This is a genomic window from Bacteroides sp. HF-4919 (assembly GCF_018860125.1).
The window spans coordinates 296,023-322,521 of record NZ_JAHKNF010000008.1 but is presented as its reverse complement, the minus strand read 5'-3'; the positions used below and the strand labels follow the sequence as shown (position 1 = coordinate 322,521).

At 44.9% G+C, this 26,499-nt stretch carries 20 protein-coding genes and 1 pseudogene; 15 read left to right on the top strand and 6 right to left on the bottom strand.

Annotated elements, in window-relative coordinates; translation table 11 throughout:
- The first annotated feature begins 196 nt into the window (after positions 1–196).
- The 13 genes from KO473_RS15475 (at position 197) to KO473_RS15415 (ending at position 17,518) form a co-directional block, all read left to right on the top strand.
- Entirely contained in the window at positions 197–469 is a 273-nt protein-coding gene (locus tag KO473_RS15475) for a hypothetical protein (protein ID WP_005821379.1), read from the top strand.
- Between the two features lie 401 nt (positions 470–870).
- The gene (locus KO473_RS15470) at positions 871–2,367 is read left to right on the top strand and encodes a 2-isopropylmalate synthase (RefSeq protein ID WP_005780895.1); all 1,497 of its coding nucleotides are present in this window, start codon (positions 871–873) and stop codon (positions 2,365–2,367) included.
- Between the two features lie 47 nt (positions 2,368–2,414).
- The gene (gene leuC, locus KO473_RS15465) at positions 2,415–3,809 is read left to right on the top strand and encodes a 3-isopropylmalate dehydratase large subunit (RefSeq protein WP_005821378.1); all 1,395 of its coding nucleotides are present in this window, start codon (positions 2,415–2,417) and stop codon (positions 3,807–3,809) included.
- A gap of 102 nt (positions 3,810–3,911) precedes the next feature.
- Entirely contained in the window at positions 3,912–4,502 is a 591-nt protein-coding gene (gene leuD, locus KO473_RS15460) for a 3-isopropylmalate dehydratase small subunit (protein WP_005780891.1), read from the top strand.
- The gene (locus KO473_RS15455) at positions 4,481–6,010 is read left to right on the top strand and encodes an alpha-isopropylmalate synthase regulatory domain-containing protein (RefSeq protein WP_005821377.1); all 1,530 of its coding nucleotides are present in this window, start codon (positions 4,481–4,483) and stop codon (positions 6,008–6,010) included. The genes leuD and KO473_RS15455 overlap by 22 nt, the downstream gene beginning before the upstream one ends.
- A gap of 12 nt (positions 6,011–6,022) precedes the next feature.
- Entirely contained in the window at positions 6,023–7,084 is a 1,062-nt protein-coding gene (gene leuB / locus KO473_RS15450) for a 3-isopropylmalate dehydrogenase (protein ID WP_005807868.1), read from the top strand.
- A 217-nt stretch (positions 7,085–7,301) separates the two neighbouring features.
- Entirely contained in the window at positions 7,302–8,036 is a 735-nt protein-coding gene (locus tag KO473_RS15445; protein ID WP_005807866.1) for a glycosyltransferase, read from the top strand.
- Between the two features lie 4 nt (positions 8,037–8,040).
- Entirely contained in the window at positions 8,041–8,688 is a 648-nt protein-coding gene (locus KO473_RS15440) for a lipid-A-disaccharide synthase N-terminal domain-containing protein (RefSeq protein ID WP_005807865.1), read from the top strand.
- A complete protein-coding gene (locus tag KO473_RS15435) occupies positions 8,678–10,231 on the top strand; it encodes a glycosyltransferase family 39 protein (RefSeq protein ID WP_005807863.1) in 1,554 nt (517 codons plus the stop codon). Before KO473_RS15440 ends, KO473_RS15435 begins: the two co-directional genes overlap by 11 nt.
- 13 nt (positions 10,232–10,244) lie before the next feature.
- Positions 10,245–11,255, top strand: coding sequence for an NAD-dependent epimerase/dehydratase family protein (locus KO473_RS15430; RefSeq protein WP_005821375.1), 1,011 nt, complete (start codon positions 10,245–10,247; stop codon positions 11,253–11,255).
- Between the two features lie 150 nt (positions 11,256–11,405).
- Positions 11,406–11,690 (top strand): hypothetical protein, encoded by a 285-nt coding sequence (locus KO473_RS15425; protein ID WP_005780879.1) that lies wholly within the window; start codon positions 11,406–11,408, stop codon positions 11,688–11,690.
- Between the two features lie 1,016 nt (positions 11,691–12,706).
- Positions 12,707–15,886, top strand: a complete 3,180-nt coding sequence (locus tag KO473_RS15420) for a TonB-dependent receptor (protein ID WP_122130206.1) — start codon at positions 12,707–12,709, stop codon at positions 15,884–15,886.
- Positions 15,887–15,898: 12 nt separating this feature from the next.
- Positions 15,899–17,518, top strand: coding sequence for a RagB/SusD family nutrient uptake outer membrane protein (locus KO473_RS15415; protein ID WP_005780874.1), 1,620 nt, complete (start codon positions 15,899–15,901; stop codon positions 17,516–17,518).
- A 193-nt stretch (positions 17,519–17,711) separates the two neighbouring features.
- Here KO473_RS15415 and KO473_RS23490 read toward each other — a convergent pair whose 3' ends face one another.
- The 5 genes and pseudogenes from KO473_RS23490 to KO473_RS15395 all read right to left on the bottom strand — a co-directional run bounded on the left by KO473_RS23490 (position 17,712) and on the right by KO473_RS15395 (position 22,172).
- Complete coding sequence (locus KO473_RS23490; RefSeq protein ID WP_032541802.1) at positions 17,712–18,320, bottom strand: NUDIX hydrolase; 609 nt, start codon at positions 18,318–18,320, stop codon at positions 17,712–17,714.
- A 126-nt stretch (positions 18,321–18,446) separates the two neighbouring features.
- A pseudogene (locus KO473_RS23485) lies at positions 18,447–18,962 on the bottom strand (HAD family hydrolase); the annotation flags it as partial.
- Between the two features lie 103 nt (positions 18,963–19,065).
- Entirely contained in the window at positions 19,066–19,629 is a 564-nt protein-coding gene (locus KO473_RS15405) for a Crp/Fnr family transcriptional regulator (protein ID WP_005821368.1), read from the bottom strand.
- A gap of 15 nt (positions 19,630–19,644) precedes the next feature.
- Positions 19,645–20,310, bottom strand: a complete 666-nt coding sequence (locus tag KO473_RS15400) for a phosphatase PAP2 family protein (RefSeq protein WP_005821366.1) — start codon at positions 20,308–20,310, stop codon at positions 19,645–19,647.
- A gap of 23 nt (positions 20,311–20,333) precedes the next feature.
- On the bottom strand, positions 20,334–22,172 hold the full coding sequence (locus KO473_RS15395) for an LTA synthase family protein (RefSeq protein ID WP_005821364.1): 1,839 nt from the start codon (positions 22,170–22,172) through the stop codon (positions 20,334–20,336).
- A gap of 90 nt (positions 22,173–22,262) precedes the next feature.
- Between KO473_RS15395 and cysK the strand changes: the two genes are divergently transcribed.
- Both cysK and KO473_RS15385 read left to right on the top strand, forming a co-directional pair.
- Entirely contained in the window at positions 22,263–23,213 is a 951-nt protein-coding gene (gene cysK / locus KO473_RS15390; protein WP_005821362.1) for a cysteine synthase A, read from the top strand.
- A gap of 132 nt (positions 23,214–23,345) precedes the next feature.
- Positions 23,346–24,215 carry a lipopolysaccharide assembly protein LapB gene (locus KO473_RS15385; protein ID WP_252733284.1) on the top strand — a complete coding sequence of 290 codons (870 nt, stop codon included), beginning with the start codon at positions 23,346–23,348 and terminating at the stop codon, positions 24,213–24,215.
- 394 nt (positions 24,216–24,609) lie between these two features.
- Here KO473_RS15385 and recQ read toward each other — a convergent pair whose 3' ends face one another.
- A complete protein-coding gene (gene recQ, locus KO473_RS15380) occupies positions 24,610–26,415 on the bottom strand; it encodes a DNA helicase RecQ (protein WP_005807850.1) in 1,806 nt (601 codons plus the stop codon).
- Between the last annotated feature and the right edge of the window lie 84 nt (positions 26,416–26,499).

The following is a 26,499-nucleotide window of genomic DNA, read 5'->3' as shown; positions in this document are numbered from 1 at the left end:
AACAGAGAAGTTAAGCCTGATCACGCCGATGGTACTGCGTAACAGTGGGAGAGTAGGTAGTCGCCGTTTTTTTCAGAGAGTTCATCCCCTCGGGTCAGAAGACACGAGGGGATGACTTGTTTTTGGGAGATTCATTTATTTTATCTATATTTGCAAATGAGTATTTATATAAACGTTTAAAGCAAATATTTAAAGTATGAAGACAAAATTCTTTTTAGCTGCTGCAATGGTGGCATTCTCTTTTGCGATGATTTCTTGTGGTGGTAATAAAACAGCTAATTCGGAAGCTGCTACAGACTCTACGTCAGTTGCTGTAGAAGCAGTGGAATCTGCTGCAACTTGTTGCAAAGGTGACTCTGCTGTTTGTGACTCTGCCAAGGCTTGTTGCAAAGATAAAGCTGCATGCGACCAGAAAACAGAATGCCCTCAGAATGCAAATTGTGAAAAGAAAGCTTGTGATAAGAAGTAATCAGCAGGTATTAAAGCTATAATTGAGTGGGAATAAGGTATCTAACAGTACTTTATTCCCATTTTTTGTAGGCAGATACATGAACTTTGATTGTGATATATTTGTTATTATATAGTAGTTCTTCTTATGAAATGATATTTTTATGAATAAAAAAGTAACGTTTTATTTGGAGGCTAAGAAATAATCTATACCTTTGCATCGTCAAACAATAAAAGAGACAATAAACATGAATCAATCATTTATACATATTCTACTGTGTGGTATTATTATTCTGCTGGCAAAGGTCGGGGGAAGTGAGTGTCGCGCGTAAATGTGTATAATGAAAATATACGAAAGCCTTTCTCACTTCCTTGTGTGAAAGGCTTTTTTGATGGTGTATAATCAGATTAAAAAAATAGAATATGAGCGACAGATTATTTATTTTCGATACCACCCTTCGCGATGGTGAACAAGTACCGGGATGCCAGTTGAATACAGTGGAAAAAATTCAGGTGGCAAAGGCATTGGAAGTTTTAGGTGTAGATGTAATTGAGGCAGGTTTTCCTATTTCCAGCCCGGGTGATTTTAACTCGGTGATTGAAATATCAAAGGCTGTGACCTGGCCGACGATTTGTGCATTGACGCGTGCGGTACAAAAAGATATCGATGTGGCAGTGGATGCCCTGAAGTTTGCTAAACATAAGCGTATTCATACAGGAATCGGTACTTCAGATTCACATATTAAATATAAATTCAATTCTAATCGGGAAGAGATTATCGAACGTGCTGTGGCGGCAGTGAAATATGCCCGTCGTTTTGTGGATGATGTAGAGTTTTATGCAGAGGATGCAGGACGTACGGATAATGAATATCTGGCTCGTGTGATTGAAGCGGTTATTAAGGCTGGTGCTACAGTAGTGAATATTCCGGATACAACAGGTTACTGCCTACCTTCCGAGTATGGCGCGAAAATCAAATATCTGGTAGATCATGTAGCAGGTATTGAGAATGCAATCATTTCTACCCACTGTCATAATGATTTGGGAATGGCTACTGCCAACACGATGGCAGGTATTCTGAATGGTGCCCGCCAGGTAGAGGTTACCATCAACGGTATCGGTGAACGTGCGGGAAATACGGCCCTTGAAGAGATAGCAATGATTATTAAAAGCCATCACGAGATTGATATTGAGACGAATATCAATACTCAGAAGATTTATCCTACCAGCCGTATGGTATCGAGCCTGATGAATATGCCGGTACAGGCTAATAAGGCCATTGTTGGACGCAATGCATTTGCGCATTCTTCGGGTATCCACCAGGATGGCGTACTTAAGAATGTGCAGACTTATGAAATAATTGATCCGCACGATGTGGGTATCGACGATAACTCTATCGTATTGACAGCCCGTAGCGGACGTGCTGCCTTGAAAAATCGCCTTTCCATTCTGGGTGTAACACTGGATCAGGAAAAACTGGATAAAGTATATGAAGAATTCCTGAAACTTGCCGACCGCAAGAAAGATATTCATGATGATGATATTCTGGTATTGGCGGGTGCAGACAGAAGTGGTAACCATCGCATCAAATTGGAATATCTTCAGGTGACCAGTGGAGTAGGAGTCCGTTCCGTTGCCAGCCTCGGATTGAATATTGCCGGAGAGAAATTTGAAGCGGCTGCCAGTGGTAATGGTCCGGTGGATGCTGCCATCAAGGCTCTGAAGCGTATTATTGACCGTCATATGACTTTGAAGGAATTCACGATTCAAGCCATTAGCAAAGGAAGTGATGATGTGGGTAAGGTACACATGCAGGTTGAGTATGATAACCAGATGTATTACGGATTTGGTGCAAATACGGATATCATAGCTGCATCGGTAGAAGCCTATATCGATTGTATCAACAAGTTTACTAAGTGATGTGACTCTAAACGTAATTTGTAAATCGTAAAATAATAAATAAAAAGATGAATACATTATTTGATAAAATATGGGATGCACACGTAGTGACTACGGTGGAAGATGGCCCTACACAACTCTATATCGACAGATTATATTGTCACGAAGTAACCAGTCCTCAAGCTTTTGCCGGTTTACGCGCACGCGGGATTAAAGTACTCCGTCCGGAGAAGGTATATTGCATGCCGGACCATAATACACCGACTCACGATCAGGATAAGCCTATTGAAGATCCTGTCTCAAAAACTCAGGTGGATACATTGACTAAGAATGCAGCCGATTTTGGGCTGACGCATTATGGGATGATGGATAAAAGAAATGGTATTATTCATGTGGTAGGTCCCGAACGGGGACTCACTTTACCCGGAATGACGATTGTCTGTGGCGATTCACATACTTCTACTCACGGTGCGATGGGAGCGGTTGCTTTTGGTATCGGTACAAGTGAGGTTGAAATGGTACTTGCTTCACAATGTATTTTGCAGTCACGTCCCAAGACTATGCGTATCACGGTAGATGGTGAATTGGGTAAGGGAGTTACAGCCAAGGACATTGCCCTTTATATGATGTCGAAAATGACGACCAGCGGTGCAACCGGTTATTTTGTAGAATACGCCGGTGAGGCAATCCGCAGTCTGACAATGGAAGGCCGGTTGACACTCTGTAATCTTTCTATTGAGATGGGAGCCCGTGGCGGTATGGTTGCTCCCGATGAAGTGACTTTTGAATACATCAAAGGGCGTGAAAATGTTCCTCAAGGCGAAGAGTGGGATAAAGCAATGGCGTATTGGAAGACTTTGAAGAGTGAAGAAGATGCGGCTTTTGATAAAGAAGTCCATTTTGATGCAGCTGATATCGAGCCGATGATCACTTATGGAACTAATCCGGGTATGGGTATGGGCATCACGCAGCATATTCCTACAACCGAGGGTATGAATGAAACGACGAAAACTTCATTCTTGAAATCTCTGGACTATATGGGATTTCAGCCGGGTGAATCATTGTTGGGTAAAAAGATTGATTATGTATTTCTGGGTGCTTGTACTAATGGGCGTATCGAAGACTTCCGCGCATTCGCTTCCATAGTGAAAGGGCGTCAGAAAGCCGAACATGTGATTGCATGGTTAGTGCCGGGTTCTTGGATGGTTGATGCCCAGATCCGTGAAGAAGGATTGGATAAGATTCTGGAAGATGCCGGTTTTGCCATTCGTCAGCCGGGATGTTCGGCTTGTCTGGCCATGAACGATGATAAGATTCCTGCCGGTAAATATTCAGTTTCTACCAGTAACCGTAATTTTGAAGGACGTCAGGGGCCGGGAGCCCGTACGCTATTGGCCAGCCCGCTTGTGGCGGCCGCTGCTGCCGTAACGGGAGTGATTACCGATCCGAGAGAACTGATGTAATAGAGCTATAGGACGATCGGGGATTTACTGCTCAAGGAGTTTGTGAACGGAGATTGTCCGCCTGCACTGTAAATCGCAATTATTTAAATCGAAAATAAAAAGATGAAAGCAAAATTCAATATACTTACAAGTACTTGTGTGCCTCTTCCATTAGAGAATGTGGATACAGACCAGATTATTCCCGCGCGTTTTCTGAAAGCTACAACCAAGGAGGGGTTTGGAGAGAACTTGTTCAGGGACTGGCGTTACGATAAACAAGGGAATAAAATAGAATCATTCGTGTTGAATGACCCTACATATGGAGGACAAATTTTGGTAGCCGGAAAAAATTTTGGTTCGGGATCCAGCCGAGAGCATGCTGCCTGGGCCATTGCCGATTATGGTTTCCGTGTAGTGGTGAGTAGTTTCTTTGCAGATATTCATAAAAACAATGAATTGAATAACTTCGTTCTTCCGGTTGTGGTAACCGAGGAATTCCTTGCAGAGTTGTTCGATTCCATCTTTAAGAATCCGAAGATGGAAGTGGAAGTCAACCTGCCGGAACAAACCATCACTAACAAAGCTACCGGAAAGAGTGAACATTTTGAAATCAATGCCTACAAGAAGCACTGTCTGATGAATGGACTTGACGACATCGACTTTTTGTTGACTAATAAAGATAAAATAGAACAATGGGAAAAGGCGTCAAAATAGAAATCATGGACACGACTCTCCGCGACGGTGAACAGACCAGCGGAGTATCGTTTGTGCCCCATGAAAAACTAATGATTGCCCGACTTCTGCTGGAGGAGTTGAAAGTAGATCGTGTGGAGGTAGCTTCGGCACGTGTGTCCGATGGAGAGTTTGATGCGGTGAAAATGATATGTGACTGGGCTGCCCGAAGGAATCTACTCCAAAAAGTAGAGGTATTGGGGTTCGTCGACGGACATACTTCATTGGATTGGATTCATGCTACCGGATGTCGTGTCATCAATCTGCTGTGCAAAGGTTCGCTGAAACATTGTACCTGCCAGTTGAAGAAAACGCCCGAAGAACATATCGAAGACATTCTTGCCGTAGTGGATTATGCCAATGAACTCGATATTGAGGTTAATGTATATCTGGAGGATTGGAGTAATGGTATGAAGGACTCTCCCGAATATGTGTTCCGGATTGTGGATGCATTGAAGGAGACCACTATCAAACGGTTTATGCTTCCCGACACATTGGGTATCCTGAACCCGCTTCAGGTGATTGAGTTTATGCGGAAGATGAAAAAGCGTTATCCTGACACACATTTCGACTTTCACGCACACAATGATTATGATCTGGCTGTAAGTAATGTGCTTGCTGCCGTGCTGAGTGGGGTAAAAGGGCTCCATACCACTATCAACGGTTTGGGTGAACGTGCCGGAAATGCTCCTTTGGCGAGTGTACAGGCCATCTTGAAAGACCATTTCAATGCCATAACCAATATCGATGAGAGCCGGCTGAATGATGTGAGTCGTGTGGTCGAATCGTATTCGGGCATTGTGATACCCGCCAACAAACCGATTGTAGGTGAGAATGTATTTACTCAGGTGGCCGGCGTACATGCCGATGGAGACAATAAAAGTAATCTTTATTGTAATGATCTGCTTCCCGAGCGTTTCGGGCGTATACGCGAGTATGCTTTGGGGAAAACTTCCGGTAAGGCCAATATCCGCAAGAATCTTGAAAGTCTGGGACTGGAACTGGATGAAGAGTCCATGAAGAAGGTTACGGAGCGAATCATTGAGTTGGGTGATAAGAAAGAGTTGGTTACTCAGGAAGACTTGCCCTATATTATTTCTGATGTGTTGAAGCACGATGGCATGAGCAATAAAGTAAAATTGAAAAGCTACTTTGTCACTTTAGCACACGGATTGAAGCCGATGGCAACACTGAGTATCGAAATCGACGGTCAGGTTTACGAAGAAAGTTCTTCCGGTGATGGACAGTACGATGCCTTCGTACGCGCTTTGCGTAAAGTATATAAGGTGACTTTGGGGCGTAAGTTCCCGATGCTGATCAATTATGCCGTAAGTATCCCCCCCGGAGGCCGTACCGATGCCTTCGTGCAGACAGTCATCACCTGGAGTTTTGGTGAAAAGGTGTTCCGTACCCGTGGATTGGATGCCGACCAGACAGAGGCTGCCATCAAAGCTACTATTAAAATGCTGAATATAATAGAAGAATATTAATTATTGAACAATATGGATTTTAAAATTGCTGTATTAGCCGGTGACGGCATCGGACCGGAAATCTCTGTACAAGGTGTAGAGGTGATGAGTGCCGTCTGTGAGAAGTTTGGACATAAAGTAAACTATGAATATGCCATTTGTGGTGCGGATGCTATTGATAAAGTAGGTGATCCTTTCCCCGAAGAAACCTATCAGGTGTGTAAGAATGCCGATGCAGTTCTCTTTTCGGCTGTAGGTGATCCTAAGTTTGACAATGACCCGACTGCCAAGGTACGTCCGGAGCAAGGACTGCTGGCTATGCGTAAGAAACTTGGTTTATTTGCCAATATCCGTCCGGTGCAAACCTTTAAATGTTTGGTTCATAAGTCGCCTCTTCGTGCAGAGTTAGTAGAGGGAGCCGATTTTCTGTGTATCCGTGAGCTGACCGGTGGTATGTATTTCGGTGAGAAGTATCAGGATAATGATAAAGCATATGATACGAATATGTATACACGTCCTGAGATTGAACGTATCCTGAAAGTCGGTTTTGAATACGCAATGAAGCGTCGCAAGCACCTTACCGTAGTCGATAAAGCCAATGTGCTTGCTTCCAGCCGTCTGTGGAGACAAATTGCACAAGAGATGGCTCCGCAGTATCCGGAGGTGACTACTGATTATATGTTTGTGGATAATGCTGCAATGAAGATGATCCAGGAGCCTAAGTTCTTTGACGTAATGGTGACGGAGAATACCTTTGGCGACATTCTGACCGACGAAGGTTCTGTAATTAGCGGTTCTATGGGATTACTCCCGTCTGCTTCTACGGGCGAGAGTACTCCGGTGTTCGAGCCGATTCACGGTTCATGGCCGCAGGCAAAAGGTTTGAATATTGCTAACCCACTGGCACAAATCCTTTCGGTAGCAATGTTGTTCGAATACTTCGATTGCAAAGCCGAAGGCGCTTTGATCCGTAAGGCTGTCGATGCTTCTTTGGATGCAAATGTACGTACCCCCGAAATTCAGGTAGAAGGTGGTGATAAGTTTGGCACGAAAGAAGTAGGAGCATGGATTGTTGATTACATCCGGAAAGCCTGATTTCGTTTTTATATTTATAAAACAACAGACAATGCCGGAGAGGAGTGATATTCTTTCCGGCATTCTTTTTCTGTTTTAAGTCTGTATGAATGTTATAATCCGGTTTCATTTTTTCTTTTTGTGCTATAAAAACATAAATTAGATTTGGTTTGTTGTTTCAATACCCCTGTTTTATTTCTTATTTTTTGTATTTTTGCAGGATATTTACAATGAGGCAATGAATAAAACGATCAATTATCAACTGACTATCGTTGTTCCGGTATACAACGAAGAAGACAATATCTACTCTTTGGAACAGAAATTGGGAGAATTTTTGCCCAACTCTATTTGTACGGCTTGTGTATTGTTCGTGAACGATGGTTCACGTGATAACAGTAAGCAACGTATCATGGAGGTATGTGCGCGCAATAAGGATTTCTTTTATATGGATCTGGCAAAAAATTCCGGATTGAGTGCCGCCATGAAAGCGGGTATCGACTACGCTGAGTCGGTATATGTGGGATACATGGATGCCGATCTTCAGACTACTCCCGAGGATTTCAACCTGTTATTGAAGGATATTGCCGACTATCAGTTGGTGATGGGTATCCGTGCCAATCGTAAAGACTCCTTTTTTAAAAACCTCCAGTCCAAGATTGCCAATGGTTTCCGGCGGATGATGACCCATGATGGTGTTCAGGATACAGGTTGCCCTCTTAAAGTGTTGCATACGGCCTATGCCAAACGTATTCCGTTCTTTACGGGTATGCACCGTTTTCTTCCTGCGTTGATTTTATTGCAGGATGCTAAGATCAAACAGATTCCTGTCCGTCATTTCCCGCGTGTAGCAGGTACATCCAAGTATCATTTGTGGAACAGACTGGTTTCTCCTTTCCTCGATTGCTTTGCGTACCGTTGGATGAAGAAGAGATATATTAACTATCGTGTCGGCGACAATAACTTAATGGAGTAGTCTTGTGGGAGGTAACGGCTTTATTTATGTAATCGGTTTTTTGGCGCAGGCTTTTTTCTCTGCGCGCATCATATTCCAGTGGGTACTATCGGAAAAAGCAAAGAAGGTAGTATCTCCTTCCATATTTTGGATTCTGAGCATTGCCGGTTCTTATCTGTTGTGTATCTATGGGTGGTTGCGTGATGATTTTTCTATTATCTTCGGACAGTTTATTTCTTATTATATCTATTTGTGGAATCTGAACGAGAAGGGTATTTGGAATAAATTGCACGGGGTACTGAAAACTCTGCTGGTAATTACCCCCATTATTGCAGCAGCTTTTATGCTGCACGATGCACAACACTTTATCGATAGTTTCTTCCGAAACGAGAAGGTGCCTCTCTGGCTGTTGGTCTTCGGTTCAATGGGACAAGTCATTTTCACTCTTCGTTTTGTATATCAATGGGCTTATTCATTCCATCATAAAGAGTCTTTACTGCCTGCCGGTTTCTGGATTATCAGTCTGGTCGGTTCATCGGTTATTGTGGCATACGGTGTATTCCGTCTCGATCCGGTTCTGATTTTGGGTCAGTCTGTCGGTTTCGTAGCCTATTTTCGCAATCTGATGATTGGGCGTAAAAGCTCCAAGCAATCAGTTGCCTATGAAAAGTAAATTTCTTCCGTTTTTATTATTGCTGGCAGTATTGCCCGTGCTGATTTTCCGGGATTATACTCCCTCCAATGAGTTACGCTATCTGAGCATTGTCGACGAGGCACTGCGCAATGGTGATATTTTTACGTTCACCAATCACGGTGTGCAATATGCCGATAAACCTCCTTTGTATTTCTGGATTCTGATGCTGGGCAAATGGTTGCTGGGCAGTCATGCCATGTGGTTTGCGTCACTTTTCTCTTTCATTCCTGCTCTGGTGATTATGCTGGTAATGGATCGGTGGGTAGAACGTGAAACATCTGCGGCCAATCGTCTTTCGGCACAGCTAATGTTGATGAGTTGCGGCTTGTTTTTAGGGTTGGCAGTTGTTTTGCGTATGGATATGCTGATGTGTATGTTCATCGTTCTTGCCCTCCGTACTTTCTACCGGATGTTGAAAGGGCAGGGCAGCAAGAACCGGAATGCCTTTCTGTTTCCCTTCTATATTTTTATGGCTGTTTTCTCCAAAGGTCCGGTCGGTATACTGGTACCCTTGCTGTCTACTTTTGTCTTTCTGCTTATCACCGGGCGTGTGAAAACCTTCGGACGCTATTGGGGATGGAAGACATTTGCCGTGCTACTGTTAGGATGTTTCATCTGGTTTGGTGGTGTCTGTTGGGAAGAGGGAGGTTTGAACTATCTGCATGATCTGCTATTCCGCCAGACTGTAGGACGGGCTGTCAATGCTTTCGACCATAGTGCACCCTTCTATTATTATTTTATTTCCGTTTGGTATTCGTTGGCTCCTTGGGCGTTATTGCTGATAGGGGTGATTGTGGCCGGGGCATGTCGTCGGTTAATCCGTTCAGATCTGGAGCGTTTCTTTATGGTAATCATCCTCAGTACTTTGCTGATGTTGTCTTGTTTCAGTGGTAAACTTGCCGTCTATTTGGCACCGACTTTCCCATTTTTTGTCTATCTGGCCGTACTTTTGCTATCACATTTCCGATGGAATCAATGGCTGGCGTTGACGTTGGTTCTTCCTGCCGTTGTTTTTGTGGCAGGCCTGCCCGCTCTTATCGTGTTGGGACGAATGCCGGGCACCGAATTTCTGGGACAGAAGCTTTTTTACGTGGCCGGTGGAGTGTTGACAGTTAGTGGTTGTGCGGCTCTGTATTTCCTCTATCGGAAGAAATCGTTGAACAAGACTATCAATACGCTTGCCTTCGGATTGTTTTGTGCTATCTTTGTGGGCGGTTGGGATGTACCTGCCATTAACAGTGAATTGGGTTATTCCGAATTATGCCGGAAAGCAGTGGAACTTTCCAAAGAAAAAGGGACTTCCGGTTATTGTGTCCTGAATGTACGTCGTCCTGAGAATATGGATGTCTACCTGCACGAAGGGGTGAAAGAAGTGACTGAAGAAGAAGTTTTGGATAATAAATGTCAGAATACCATCCTGATGATTTCGAACAAGAAAATACGTTCGAACAAGGAACTGCAGAAATTTGTTGACGGTAAGGAACATTATGTTATAGGCCGTTTTTCCGTAATGGTACTCTAAATAAGATTGAATCATGAAAGTATTAGTGACAGGAGCTGCCGGTTTTATCGGCTCTTATACAGTAAAAGCATTGATAGCACAGAGTTGCGAAGTTGTAGGGTTGGATATAATCAATTCTTATTATGATGTGCAGTTGAAGTACGACCGCCTTGCTGATACTGGTATAGCAAAAGAGTCGATAGAAGATGGTGTATTGTTACCAAGTTCTAAATACCCTTCTTATCGCTTTATTAAGATCGATTTGACTGATCGTGACGGACTGAACCACTTGTTTGAATCCGAACATTTTGATGTTGTGGTTAATCTGGCAGCCCAGGCGGGTGTGCGCTATTCGATAGAAAATCCTTATGCGTACATCGAATCGAATGTTGTAGGTTTCCTGAATTTGCTGGAGTGTTGCCGTCATTACCCGGTGAACCATCTGGTATATGCCAGCTCAAGCAGCATTTATGGCCTGAATGACAAGGTGCCTTACGCTGAGACGGATAAGGCCGATACACCGGTAAGTTTATACGCAGCGACGAAAAAGTCGAATGAACTGATGGCCCATGCTTATAGCAAACTGTACGGTATACCGACTACCGGTGTGCGTTTCTTTACAGTGTACGGTCCGTGGGGACGTCCGGATATGGCTCCATGCCTGTTTATGAAAGCAATCCTGAACGGAGATCCCATTAAAGTATTCAATAATGGGCAGATGCGTCGTGACTTCACCTATATAGACGATATCATCGCAGGGTTGATGAAGATCATCGCCCATCCTTCTGCCGATCCTATTCCTTTCTATATTTATAATATCGGTAATTCCGCTCCTGTGGAACTGATGGATTTCATTTCTGTGATTGAGAAAACAGCGGGTAAGACGGCAGTTAAGCAGATGATGGGGATGCAGCCGGGAGACGTGGTATGTACTTATGCCGATACAAGCCGGTTGGAAAATGATTTTGGCTATAAGCCTTCTACTTCCATAGAAGAAGGAATCCGAAAATTCTATGACTGGTATATAAAGTATTTCAATAAGTAACGTACAAAATCTTACTTTTGATAACCTGAAAATCTTTCCTGACGGTCCTCAGTGGATAATCGCACGCAGACAGAAAACAAAAAGAAAATAAAGCGGTGGCAGTATATCCTCGGGACAAATAAATGAAAAGGAAATGATAAATGCCGGATTATGGAAACACTTGGAAAGATTATTTTTTATCTATCAAACTTAGCCTTATATCATCTTCTGATGTGGTGGGGAGTCAATACGTTGTGTGTTGGGGTGGTAGCTGCCGGTTTTGAATATTGGATACTTTTTGCTGTGCTTATTTTCTTAGGGATAAGTACTTTTAGCTATTTACTGGCGCACTATTTTTGGAATAGTAGCTATTGGGGGATGTTCCTCAAAAATGCAGGTATGTTCCTTTTGGCTTTATTTGTTACTTATTTAAGAATGATGTTTTACGACCTGTAATTGTCGGGATGCCTTTCTGCATCTGCCTGAATTTCATGTTTTGGGGATACTTTTGCCTTTGAAAGAGTTCTTTTGATAGTAATGCCGCGCAAATACTTGAAAATAGGACAGTTGTTAAAACATTACTTCTTTTTCTACAATGCCACGATAAAACAATTAATGTTCAAATAACCGGCATAAATTAATCACTATTTTAAATAAGATTTCATTTCGCCCAAAGTCCTAAGGCATAGAAAGAAAATCTGCTTGAAAGGGCAATCAAACTTCATCTTTGCAGCCAAGATGTGTGTCTTCGCAGCCAAGATATACATCTCTGCAGGCAAGATGTATATCTTAGCCGCTAAGATGAAGAAAGTTAGGCATAGAACTTGGATTACACCCGGATGAGCCGGTAAGAGAAATATGAGGAGGATTGGAGTACGTATTGGATTGCTAAGTTCTTTCAGGACTATATCCGCAGTGTAGAAAACGCAATTCGGAGCTTTTAAGGCTAACAAATAATTCACATCTCTTAAGTCTTTGGCAGATGTTATGCAGCAAAGATAAGAATAAGAATTAATAAAATGCAAAAATAGAATCTTTTTTTTAATAAATACCAGAGAACTTAGACTAACCAATCTTTTGTAGTAAATCGAAACGGCATCCTTAATTTCTATCTTATAGATATAAGTTGCATATATTCAGTGTATTATATTTTAGTTTGGTAGAATATAGGTACAAATAAGTATAAATGATACGGTTGTTCCTTCAAAAAAGCATCTGCATTTCTTGCTTTTACTCTGATAAACTGTACAAAATTCCTGTCTTTCCAAGTCCTGAAAGGACTACTCCCCAATGAATTGTTTTTCGGAATAGGATATCAGCATAGTTCAGCAAAGTTTTAATGTCGACAGAAAACTAATAATCAAAACTAAAAGGCCTATGAAGACTTAGAAGAACGACCAAACTGATTCCGGATTTATACATCTTCCGGATGGAACATTCCTTTTTTTATGTTTAACCGAAAAATTTAATGTATGACAAAAAGAACTAACCTGTTTCCGAGTTTGATCAAAGCTCGTGAAATGAATTGCCTCAAAATAGCAGGTGCCAGTTTGCTGCTATTATGTATGTCACCCCAGTTTGCTGTGGCCGATAGCCTAAAGCAAGATGCAGTTACCGTCACACAGCAGCACAATGTAAAAGCCAGCGGCATTGTTACCGATGAAGCCGGCGAACCTCTCGTTGGTGTATCCGTATTGGTAAAAGGGACTACTTTGGGAAGTATTACCGACCTGAAAGGAAGATTCTCTCTGGATGTTCCGGAAGGAAGCACTTTTGAGATTTCTTATATTGGTTATAAAACACAGATTGTCAAAGCGGAGAGAACTCCGATGAATATTGTTCTGAAGGAGGATACTCAGAAGCTGGATGAAGTTGTTGTAGTGGGCTTTGGTACCCAAAAGAAGGTTAACTTGACGGGGGCGGTATCGGCTGTGACCGGTGACGATATTTCGAAACGACCGGTTGCCAATGCCGCTATCCTGTTGCAAGGACAAATTCCGGGATTGCGTGTCAATCAGGGGCTTGGACAGCCCGGTGGCGAAGGGACTTCTTTCCGTATCCGTGGTCAGGGGACTTTCTCTTCTGCCGGATCAGATCCTTTGATCCTGATCAATGGTGTACCGGGTAGTATGACCAACCTCGACCCCAGTGTGATCGAGAGTGTTTCCGTTTTGAAAGATGCTGCTTCGGCGGCCATTTACGGAGCAAGAGCCGCCAACGGTGTTATTCTCGTTACTACCAAGCAGGGTGTCGTGGGAGATAAGGTGAGCATTAGTTATCATGGGAATATTGGTTTGCATACACCGACCAAACTCTACGACCGGATTACCAATTCGGCAGAATATATGGAGTTGGCAAATCTGGCCTGGAAGAACTCCGGAACCGGAAAGCAGTACACCCAAGATCAGATCAACCTCTATCGGAATAATGTCGGTGACCCCCAATATCCCAATTTCGATTGGCAGGACTATATGTTCCGTACGGCCGTAGTGCAGACACATAATCTCTCGATGGCCGGAAGTACAGAGAAAACTACTTATAACGTGGCTTTGAATTTTGTAGATCAGCCGGGTACTATGCGTGGATTCAAATATAGAAAGTATAACGCCACAATCGACCTTACCGCACGCATTACCAATTTCATCAAAGTCGGAACCTATGCCAACCTGATGTATGGTGAAACGGAACAACCCCGTCAAGGCCAGAACGATGCATTCCTCTCTACTCTTTCGCAAGCACCGACCTATATGCCTTGGTTGCCGGACGACGGAACAGGGATTCGTCGTTGGACAAGTTCGGCTTATTCGTTCGAAAGCCATAACAAGAATATGCCTGCCATTATCGGAGAGAATGCGATGAAACGTGACAACAATTTCGATATTAATGCCCAGTTGTGGTTAGAGATTAACCTGGCTAAGGGATTGACATGGTACACCAAGGGTGCTGCCCGTCTTCAGTCGAACAAAAGTAAAGACTGGAGAGGGAGTACGACTTATACTTACGATTACCACACCGGAGAGAAGTCGTCCGAGCTTGATAAAGGAGGATTGGGGCTGAGCGTGGGCGATAGCCGCCGTTTCTATACCAATCTTTATAGTTACTTGAAATATGACCTGTCACTGGCGGAGAATGCACACAATTTCTCTTTGATGGTAGGTTATAATCAGGAATCGGAAAAATATGAAACGCTCAACGCTTACCGTAAGGACTTTGCCTTTGACCTGCCGGTGCTCAATGCCGGTGGTACGGCCGATTGGAGCAACAGCGGAGGTGAAGAAGAATGGGCTATCCAGTCTTTATTCGGACGTTTCAACTATAATTTCAAGGAGCGCTATCTGTTTGAAGCCAATATGCGCTATGACGGAACTTCGCGTATTTCCGATGAAAACCGTTGGGGTGTGTTCCCGTCATTCTCAGTCGCCTGGCGTGCTACGGAAGAAGAGTTCATAAAAAAAATGAACCTCAACTGGCTGAATAACTTCAAACTGAGAGGCTCATGGGGACAGTTGGGCAACCAGAATATCGGGCTTTATCCTTATCAGGCCATGATCTCTGGGGTAAATGACTATCCGTTTACCAAAACTTCGGACGGAGTGGTTATCGGTTATCAGCAGACGGCTTATGCCAATCGTAACATCAAGTGGGAGACGACTACCATTACCGATATCGGTTTTGACTTACAGGTGTTTGACGGTTTGAGTGTGACCTTCGACTGGTATAAAAAGACCACCGATGACATTTTGCGCTCTTCACAGGTGTCCAGTTTGCTCGGACTTTCGGCTCCGACTGTAAACAATGGCTCGGTAGAGAATAAAGGTATAGAGGTTGCCCTGAATTATGCCAATATGGTAAAGGGAGGCACACTCAAGGGACTCCGTTATAATGCCGGTGTTTATTTTGACCGTTCGCGCAACAAACTGACTGAATTTGGCGCAGAGGAGATCGGAAGTTACAGTATCAAACGTGAGGGATTGCCTTACGATGAATACTACATGCTGGAGTGCATCGGTGTATTTGCCGACAAGGCCGAGATTGACGCTTCGCCGAAGCAGTTTAATGACAACACCCAGCCGGGTGACCTGAAGTATAAGGATATCAGCGGCCCTGATGGGAAACCGGACGGAGTGATCGATAATTACGACCGCCGTACTTTCTCCGGACGCTTCCCCGGCTTTGAATATGGCATCAATGCCAGTGCCACCTGGAAAGGCTTCGACCTGTCGTTGATAGGTCAGGGAGTAGCTGATAAGAAATATTACACCACTGACTGGGGAGTGCAGCCTTTCATGCAAGGCGCTTCTCCCAACAAAGACTATATCAAGCACATGTGGACGGAAGAAAACCCGTATGGAGCCAAACATCCCAAACTTTATTGGCAGGATATGGGCGGAGGCAAGAATACACGTCCCAACAGCTATTATCTGAAAGACGCTTCTTTCTTCCGGTTGAAGAATGTGACACTTGGCTATACGTTACCGCGGGTATGGACCGAAAAGGCAAATATCTCCAAAGTACGTATTTACTTCTCCGGTGACAACCTGTTGACCCTGACCCCTTACAAAGGACTCGACCCCGAACGTAACGGTGACGGAAGAGATGCCATCTATCCACAAAACAGAATCTACTCGTTTGGTTTAAATGTTGAATTTTAATTAGGACATGCAATGAAAAAGAATATTCATATATTGTTAGCTGCCACATTACTTTTCGGTGCCACCTCGTGTGAAGACTTTCTTCAGAAAGATCCTCCGTCAAGTCCTTCGCAAAGCGTATTCTGGCAGAAGAAGAGTGACTTTGAATCAGCTTTGGCCGGAACCTATTCGGTCATGTACTCCGGTGTATTCTCTCAGATTATGCCTTGTCTGGACGGATTGACCGATAATGCAATCGTGCAACACAGTGAAGGTACCTACGGTTGGGCCAAGACCATCGCCCAGGGAGACCTTACTCCCAATCAGGGCGGGTTCGTGACCGACATTTATGGTAATTGCTATAAAGGCATTGCCCGTGTACATATCCTGATGGAACAACTCGAACAGTATACCGGATCGGATATCAGTGCAGACGATAAGAAGTTTATGCTCGCACAGTGTAAAGCGTTGCGCGGTTACTTTTATTCATGGTTGTATCAGTGTTACAAAGAAGTGCCTGTTGTGACCCAGTCACTCGACTTGAACACAATGTACCAGCCTAAGGCCACCCGTGCCGAAGTGTTGAACCGTGTGATGACCGACTATGACGAGGCTATCAGCGAATTGCCCGATAAACTGTATTCCGACTCACAGACGTCCGGACGATTTACCGTTTCGGCTGTCAAGGCTCTGAAGGCGAGAATTCTGTTGTTCGATGCCTACGATAGCAATGGGAAGGCCATCCCTTCGAAGATGGAAGAGGTGCTGACTTTGTTACAGAGTATCAAAGGATATAGCCTGGCAGCACGTGTACGTGACAATTTTATCTCTGAGAAACAATTGGCATCACCGGAAATCATGTTCTCCGTCCGCTTCCTGCGTCCGAACCTGACTCACTCCATGGACTTGTATTATGGTGCCTGGGCTGTTCTCGATCCGACCCGCAATATGGTGGATGCATTTGAATGTACGGATGGAAAACCGTGGGGAGAGTCGCCTCTGACCGTACGTCCTGACGAAAGTATATTGTATGGTAACAATGATGCGCTGAAGAAAGCAGAACGTGCCAAGATGTTCATGAACAGGGACCGCCGTCTGTATGAGTCGGTCAATCACTCCATGATGGCTAACTTTGCCGGTGACGGATGGAAAGACGAGGAGGTACAGGTGAACGAATCGAACAATAAAGGACCTACCGGTTTCAGTGCCCTCAAATACATTCAGCCTACGGATGTGACACCCGGATACAGTACTGTTTCGGATGCAGATGTAATCGTGTTGCGCTATGCTCATGTATTGTTGATGATAGCCGAGGCGGAGAATGAAGCCCATGGAGCCACTACGACAGCTCTGGATGCTATAAACAAAGTAAGGACACGTTCGGGACAGCCGGCTATTGAGGCAGGTATTTCACAGGACGACCTTCGCGAACGTATCCGGAACGAATGGCGTATTGAGACTTGTTTTGAAGGTTTACGTTACTTCCAGCTGAAACGATGGAAGCTGATGGACAAACTGGTGAACGGAGCGGAAGATCCCGCCTATCCGGGATATATCAAGGTGTATAAACCTGCATTTGAATTCTTCCCCATTCCGCAGTCCGAAATAGACAAGGCAGGCGGTGTCCTGAAGCAAGATCCGGCCTATGAGTAAGGGTACGAAGAAGACATGACCGGTAGCCGGATTCACGGTTGGTAATAAAGATGATAAGCCGACGGAATGCATGTTTCATAAGAAAGAAGCGCGTTGCCGTCGGCTTTTTGTAACAGACGAGATTTCAGATAATAAATCGGATAATCTCGTGTATGTGATTCTTTTTTCAATATATCTATTGGTTTATCACTTTTTAATCAAAGATGGTGTGCCAATTTTTATCATAATATGCATCAAAACATAGTCTGACTTGCTCTGCATTGTTCTTCTCCTCTGCCAGTGGAGGTAGTTCGTCTAATCCGAAATATTCACTTTTAACGGTTTCCAGATTGTCAGTGAACTCACCTCCCACGACTTTGCATAATACAAAAGCCTTGGTAACTCCATAGGCATATTCGGGCAGGTTGTGTAGTTTTCTATCTTGTACAGCAATTAGTTTTATTGGAATTACATCCAGTCCTGCTTCTTCTTTCACTTCTTTGACAGTGTTTGTTTTAATAGATTCGTATACATCGACCCATCCTCCGGGTAAAGACCACGTACTATTTTTTTCTTTAACAAGCAGAATTTTATCCTTTTGGAATATAGCGGCTCTTGTGTCCAGTTTAGGGGTTTGGAACCCTGTTTCATTGCAAAAGACAGATTTCACATGACTCAATGAATATCCGCTACCTAAACTGATCATTTCAGCTGAAATCTCCCGTATTCTTCCAAATCGTTCTATATCGAATGGATCTTTTGAGTAGCATAGCCCTCCCTGTGCTAAAAATTGCAGTTCTGTTGCCAATTTTACCCAGGGCATTCTGTCACGTTTATTCTTGTCGATGGATAAAAGATAAAGAATATCAGTGGGATGATTAAAGTAATAATCTGTGTGGATATGGTTTACACAGTGGCATCCCCACAATGCCAAACCGAAAGCTACGCCCGCACTTGACGCACATTGCATGTCGTAAAATGTGTCTCCAATATAAATGGCTTCCTCTTTCTTTGTTTTCGACTGTTCGAGATATCTCAGCATGGGGGCAGGAGAAGGCTTAGGCTTATCACTGTCTCCGGCACAAATTACGGTATCAAAATACCCGTCCAGGCCGAAGGGAGAAAAATCAGTTTTGTATTCTTCCCTGTTTTTGGATGTTATGACACCTAATTTGTAACCCCGGTTTCTGAGCTCTTTCAGAACATCTGCTACGCAGTCAAATAGTCTGATCGTATGAGAATAATTGGCAAGACAAGTATTCCAGACGATATTACCATTTTGTGTATCTGATATTCCCAACTGCTTCAATGCTTCCTCCCCGGGTATCCCCAAAGCGAAAGTTAGGTCGGACAGCTCCACTTTTTCGTTTTTTAATTCCCATATTGTATCACGCAGAGAATTTAATACGGCATATTCCGTGTCGAGTAAGGTGCCGTCTATGTCAAATATTACCGATTTAATCATATTCCTATATGTTTTTGTTGTTGAAATAAAGACATTGTTGTTTGAGGCAAAAGTAGGAAGGATAAACCGGAAAAAATTTGTGATAGATTAAAATAGTGTGTTGCTAATACTCTGCCCGTATTTTACTTAGTGTGGGTAAGGTAATGCCGAGGTAAGAGGATATATAGCCTAAATTAACCCTGTTGTGTAAGTCGGGGAAATCTTTTAGCAACTTTTCATAACGTTCTTTGGCCGTAAGCGTAAGTCTTTCAATACGCAGATTTTGTAATAGTAGGAATGCTTCCTGATGGGCGATACGGGCCCAATTCGCTAATTCGGCATTTGTTTGGAATAAATTGTTAAGTGTATCTATCGGTATGGAATATGCCACCGTTTCTTCAAGAGTCTGCACATATTCAAAGCCTACCTTATTTTTTAGGAAATCCAACGAACCGTAAGTCCAATCTCCTTCTTTTGAAAACCAGGTGGTGGTTTCCTTGCCATCAGTCAAAACATAGGATCTTGTAAGTCCCGATTCAATGAAAAACACATTCCTATCCGGCTTATTTGCGCTTATTATATGAGTTTTGGTGGGGAATAGGTGTTTCTTGAATCCGGAAGTCAATAGTTCTATTGAATCGTTCGATACAGGATATTTTTTCTTTATGGATTCTATGATCTTATTCATATACAGTCGGGACCGTTATGCCATGATGAAAGCGTAAATCAGAATTCCCAACGTGGTCAGCAAACCGGCATAGATCGTGATTTCCGTATGTTTCACTTTGCCGAAGGAGGTGCCTTTGGCTATTTTCTTCAACAGATAGCACATCAGTGCAGCTCCGCAGCATCCTATGACAGCTCCTACAATCAGGTCGCCCGGATAGTGTACCCCCAGATAGATGCGTGTATAGCAGTTCAGTGTGGCCCATAGGAGAATGAAAAGGCTCAGCCACCGTTTGCGGAACAGGAAAACCAGGAAGAAGGCAAGTCCGAAAGAGTTGGAGGCATGACAGGATGGAAACCCGTAGCGTCCGCCCCGGTAGTTGTTTACTACGTGAACGAGGTCGGAGATCGGATTCTCCGGGTTTGCCGGGCGCAAGCGCTCTACGACGGGACGTATCAGGCCGGCACAAACCTGATCGGCAAAAGTAATGGTCAGCGCGATGGCAGCCAGACAGCACAAAGTTATTTTCCAGTTGAAATTCTTTAGCAGTACATACAAGATGCTGGCATACATCGGCACCCAGATCCATTTCCCGGTGAAGGTACTCATAAAATAGTCGGCAAAGGTGTTATGAAAACCGTTGAGGTATAGCAGCAGGTTCTGGTCTACGTTGGCCAGTGACTGGATAAGGTCGTTAGTCATATCGTTGTTGGGTTATGGGGTGATTATCTTTTAGCCAGGTCGTCGTACAGCTTTTGCAAATATGCTTTAGCTTTGGGTAAATTCTCTCCTTTATGTTCTCCTTCGTCCGAAACGACAGAGTTCGATTCACAGTTGAATACGACTTCATTTTCCGGTGTCATCATTCCGAAAGCGTTCGGGAAAGTGAAGAATCCGAAGTGAGGAGAGGCCGGGTTAAGCATGTTTTTACTGAAAGCGAACTCTTCGTGCGGAAGTCCCAGTTGCCCCAGCAGTGTGGCGGCAATGTCGATCTGTGAACCGTAAGTATCGATATGTTTCGGTTCTTTCACCGCTCCTCCTATGAAAATCAACGGAATCCGGTAACGGTCTACGGTCAGGTTATCTATATCCTGCGGATAGGCTCCCAGATGATCGGGTACAAGAATGATGACCGTATTCTTCCATAAAGGAGTCTCTTTGAACCGGTGTACAAAGTCGCCGGCACAACTGTCCGCATAAGCAAAAGCATTCAGTCTCGGATTGTCCAGCCGTTGAAACGGAACTTCGAAAGGTTCGTGACTGCTCGAAGTCTGTACTATTTTCATAAAAGGTTCTTTGGGAGGATTCTGTTCCAGGTCGTTCAGCAGTCGGTTGAATACCACGTGGTCGTGTGCTCCCCATTTGCTGAGCCGTTCGGAAAGAGGAAAATCCTTATCGGAAACAATGTTGTCGATTCCTGCCTGAATCAGGTAAGAACGCATATTGGTGAAGTCGGCATCTCCTCCGTAATAATATTGCAAGTCGTATCCTGCCTTTTTCAGGCTGCCGGGGATCGAAGGCAAGTGTTGCGTCTTCTTCGGGTACTTCATGATGCTGGTGGTCGGTTGTGCCGGATAACCACTGATGATGGCTGCCAGGCCGCGGTCGGTACGGAAGCTGTTGGCGAAGAAGTGGGTAAACAAGACCCCTTCACGTCCGAACTGATCCATGTTGATAGCTACGTTGGGTTCTCCTCCAAGGGTTTCCATCAGTTTGGACGAGAAGCTTTCGAGTATGATTAATACTACGTTCGGGCGTTCGGTAGTGAAAAGCTGAGGAACACTGTCGGACGGAGTAACCGGTTTATCCTTGAGTTCTGCGAAGAGTTTGTCGGCCTCCTCAGCCGTCATGAACCGGTATTGTTTGTCGAAATTATCCTGTCGCGACAACGACTCCATCAGGCTGAAACAAGGATTGATGGCTGCATGGTTCAGTCGCTGGTTGCTGCTGAAGTAAGCTTTGCTCAGATTCATGGTCGACACCGTGAAGCCTCCCCGTATCGGGATGAACAGGAGTCCGGTGACGAGCAGCAGAACTCCGGATACGCTTAACCGGTGGAAAGGTATTTTCAGAGGTTGCTTCTGATAAATCAGCACCCGATAGAATATCCAGTAAAGCAGGGCTGCATAAACGGCGATTGCGGCCAGTCCGGCTATTACGACCCAAATGCTGACACTGGCCAATGCGTCTTTGGGAGAAGAAAAGAGGTAAAAAAGCGGGGTGGCATCCAGACGGAATCCCCAGTATTCATATAACCCTAAGTCGCCGATAAAGATACAGGATAGCAGGATGGCTATGATCATGAAGTATACCCGGCGTATCTGGCGGATAATGGAAGGTTGTATCCAGACCGAAGCGATCAGCAATAGTCCGGGAATAGCGGTCAGATAACCGGCAAGCGAAAGGTCCAACGGAAGCCCGTGCCCTATCACGGAGAAATAATCAGTCCATGACACCTTATTATATAAGGTATGGTAGTAACCCATGAAAATTGGTTTCTGGAGGACGAATATGAGGACAAAAAGAAAATAAGTCGTGACGAATTGGATAAGTCTTCTCTTCATAAACTCTATACTTAAAAAGATTGAACGGTCACAAAGGTACGATTCTTTTCTTTATCTTTGCGCATTAACTGTGGTAAAACAGAGAGCTATATGGCAAAAATCGCAAAGAAACTTACCGAACTGATAGGCCATACTCCGTTGATGGAGTTGTCCGGTTATAGTCGTAAATACGGCCTGGAAGAGAATATTATCGCTAAACTGGAGTCATTTAACCCTGCCGGGAGCGTAAAGGACCGGGTGGCACTTTCGATGATCGAGGATGCCGAGAAGAGAGGAGTTCTGAAGCCCGGTGCCACGATCATCGAGCCGACCAGCGGAAATACCGGTGTGGGACTGGCCATGGTGGCTACCATTAAAGGGTATCGGTTGATACTGACCATGCCCGAAACGATGAGTCTGGAACGTCGCAATCTGTTGAAAGCACTGGGAGCACAAATTGTATTGACTGACGGGTTGGCAGGAATGGCCGGTTCCATAGCCAAAGCTGAGGAACTGAAAGACTCGATCCCCGGTTCGGTCATTCTGCAACAGTTTGAGAATCCTTCGAATGCGGAGGTGCACACACGCTTCACCGGCGAAGAGATCTGGCAGGACACTGACGGACAGGTGGCTGTGTTTGTAGCGGGAGTAGGAACGGGCGGAACCGTTTGCGGGGTGGCCCGTGCACTGAAAAAGCATAATCCGGATGTATATATAGTAGCTGTGGAACCGGCATCGTCTCCCGTACTTGAAGGCGGGAAGGCCGCTCCCCACCGTATACAAGGGATTGGGGCGAATTTTGTTCCCGGTATTTACGATGCTTCGGTTGTAGACGAAATCATGCCTGTGCCTGACGATGAGGCGATCCGTGGCGGGCGTGAATTGGCTTCTACGGAAGGACTGTTGGCGGGGATTTCTTCCGGAGCCGTTGTTTATGCAGCCCGCAAGCTGGCCGAACGTCCGGAGTTTAAAGGAAAGAGGATCGTGGCTTTATTGCCCGACACCGGCGAGCGTTATCTCTCTACCGAGTTATTTGCGTTTGACGCTTATCCTCTGGATTAAAAAGCACACTCGCGCTTGTCTGACATTTTAATATATATGAACCGGAGATCGGCTTCTGACCGATCTGTGGAGAAAGAAACTGTATGCTCTGCGTATACTCCCCATTACCGGTTCGTTTTTAATAGATTATTTATGAATCGAAAAACTATCATTGTTCCCTTTCTTTTGGAAGAGGGGATAGGGAGGAAGCATCTCTTTCTCCTTCTTTTCTCCATCTTTTCCATATCCCTTTCCGCTCAGACCTATCAGGAACTTTCTGAGAAGGCCGTCGAGTGTGTTGGAAAAGACAGTCTGGCGCAAGCCGAAGATCTTTTGAAGCAGGCATTGAGACTGGAACCGAAGAACCCCCATAATGCTCTGTTGTTTTCTAATCTCGGCTTGGTGCAACGCAAGCTGGGACGTTATAATGATGCTGTCGAGTCGTATACTTATGCACTCAACATTGCGCCGCTCGCCGTGCCCATTTTGCTGAACCGTGCCGCCATCTATCTGGAGCAGGGTATGCAGGACAAGGCTTATGTGGATTATTGCCAGGTGATGGATGTGGACAAGAAGAATACGGAAGCCTTGCTGATGCGGGCGTATATTTATATGTTGCGGCGGGATTATAAAGGGGCTCGTCTGGACTACCAGCGTTTGTTGGAAATTGATCCGAAGAATTATAACGGACGCCTCGGCTTGGCAACTTTGGAACAGAAAGAGGGCAAATTTCGTGAATCGCTCGATCTCCTGAACCAATTGTTGGTGGAATTTCCCGAAGATGCCGTTTTGTATGTGGCCCGTGCCGATGTAGAGCGGGATATGAAACATGAAGATCTGGCACTGGTGGATTTGGACGAAGCCATCCGTCTGGCGCCTAACTCCGTCGATGCCTATTTGCTGAGGGGGGATATCTATCTGGACCAGAAAAAGAAGTCGCAGGCGAAGGCAGATTTCGAGAAAGCTATTTCGCTGGGAGTGCCCCCTGCCGATGTTCACGAACAGATGCAACAATGCAAATAATTTCGGAAAATAATAGTCCGGAAGCTTGACTTTTGCTGTTGATTATCGTATCTTTGTAAGCGTAATCATAAACTATATTCAGATTAAAATACGGTAGAAGGGAGAAGTTGAAAGCTTTTCCCTTTTTTTATGCCTTTTCTGTTCATCGGCACGGAAAGCCGGTGTATATGGGGGGAAGCCCGGCTTTCGGATGATGAAAGCCCGGCTTTTCGACCCAAACAGACGGTTGCTCCGACTCGGACAGACACCGTCTTCCGACCCGGATGAAGCTTTGTTCCGGTGCATTACAATATGTGTTATGAAAATATCTCCTATTGTTATCGGCCGGTAGCCTACCCGGTTAATAAAACGTAAAACTGCTCTTGACAAAATCCGGTTGCGGTTTCTCTTCCGGTCATACAAACTGGCGGATCAGCGCGACAAATTCTTTTCCGTATTTTTTCTTTTTGTATTCGCCAATCCCATTGATGTTGCCGAATGCTTCGACGGTTGTGGGACGCGACAGGCAGAGCAGGTGCAGCACTTTGTCCGATAACACGATGTATGCCGGGAGTGCTTCCTGGTCGGCCAGTTGCTTGCGCAACGCGCGCAAGGCCTCGAAGAGGTCTTCTTCCTTGCTTCTGCTTTCTCCGTCCCATGCCTGTGCATGGACGTTTACGGTCTTTCTTCTCTTTCTGGCGGTAGCAGGCTCTTCTCTCCGGATGACAACCAGCATTGCCCTCTCACGGCCAAAAAGGACGTCACTTCCGCTCTTTGTTATTTTCAGGTGATTGTTTTCGTTGTAGGCTATCTCAAAGTATCCCATTTGCAGCATTTGCAGCAAATAGTCCTGCCAGTCGCGCGCCGGGATTTCTCTTCCGGCTCCAAACGTTTTCAGCTCCGTATAAGCTTTTTCGGTGATTTCAGCAGTAGGGTTCCCTCTCAGGATATCTATCAGGAGAGTTATGCCTGCCTGTTGGTTGGTACGGGCTATGGCGCTTAAGGCTTTTTGAACGATGACAGTTCCGTCGAAGCGCTCGGGCGGATTACGGCATACATCGCAGTTGCCGCAATCTTCAGTAGCCGTTTCGCCGAAATAGCTCAATAAGATACGTCGCCGGCAGATGTCGGCTTCGGCATATTGTTGCATCCGGTTTAATTTTTCCAGATTGATATTCTGCTGGTTGCTTTCTGTTGCAAACTTTGTCAGCAAAATCAGGTCGCCCAATGAATAGAATAAAATCGTATCGCTGGGCATACCGTCACGCCCCGCACGGCCGATTTCCTGGTAAAAACTTTCAATGCTTTTCGGCAGGTTATAATGTATCACCCACCTGACATTCGACTTGTCAATGCCCATCCCAAAAGCGATGGTGGCACATACCACTTCGATCCGGTCGTTGATGAAGTCGTCTTGTGCTTCGTCCCGTTGGCGGGCAGACAGTCCGGCATGGTAAACGCCACAACGGATACCATGCTTTTGCAACATCTGTGCCACTGTTTCAGTTTTACTGCGGCTCATGCAGTAAATGATTCCGCTTTCACCCCGGTGGCGGGCAATGAAGTCTACGATGGCTTTGCTCTTCTCCTTGGGTTGGTAGCCTCTTTTTACAGACAGGCTCAGGTTAGGGCGGTCGAATGATGAAATAAATATCTCCGGCTGCTTCAGTTGCAGTTGGCGGACAATGTCTTCCCTTGTGATTTTATCTGCCGTGGCAGTCAGGGCAATCATGGGGATGTTGGGGAATTGAGTACGTAAGAATCCCATCCGGGCATATTCCGGGCGGAAATCGTGTCCCCATTGCGAAATACAGTGGGCTTCGTCTACCGCAAACAGTGAGATGGTCATATCCCTCAGCAGATAGTCGGCTTCGGAGAGCAGTTTCTCCGGTGATATGTAGAGCAGCTTGAGCTTGCCTGAGATACAGGCCCTGCGTAAGTTGGCATTTTCGGATTCGTCGTTGCTGCTGTTCAGTGCACCTGCCGGTATTCCGTTGGCACAGAGAGATTCTACCTGATCCTTCATCAGTGAAATAAGAGGTGAAATAACAATTGCAGTGCCTTCCATCAGCAAGGCCGGAAGCTGATAACAGATTGATTTGCCTCCCCCCGTGGGCATCAGAACCAGCGCGTCTCTCTTACTCATCAGGTTTCGGATGATCTCTTCCTGCAGGGGACGGAAGCTGTCATAACCGAAATAAGTTTTGAGGGTTTGTATCATTTGATATTTTTCATTCATCTTTCGGGCAAAGGTACGCTTTATTTCCGGGTTATTAAAAGTTAAATATTCTTATTAACGCCCCTT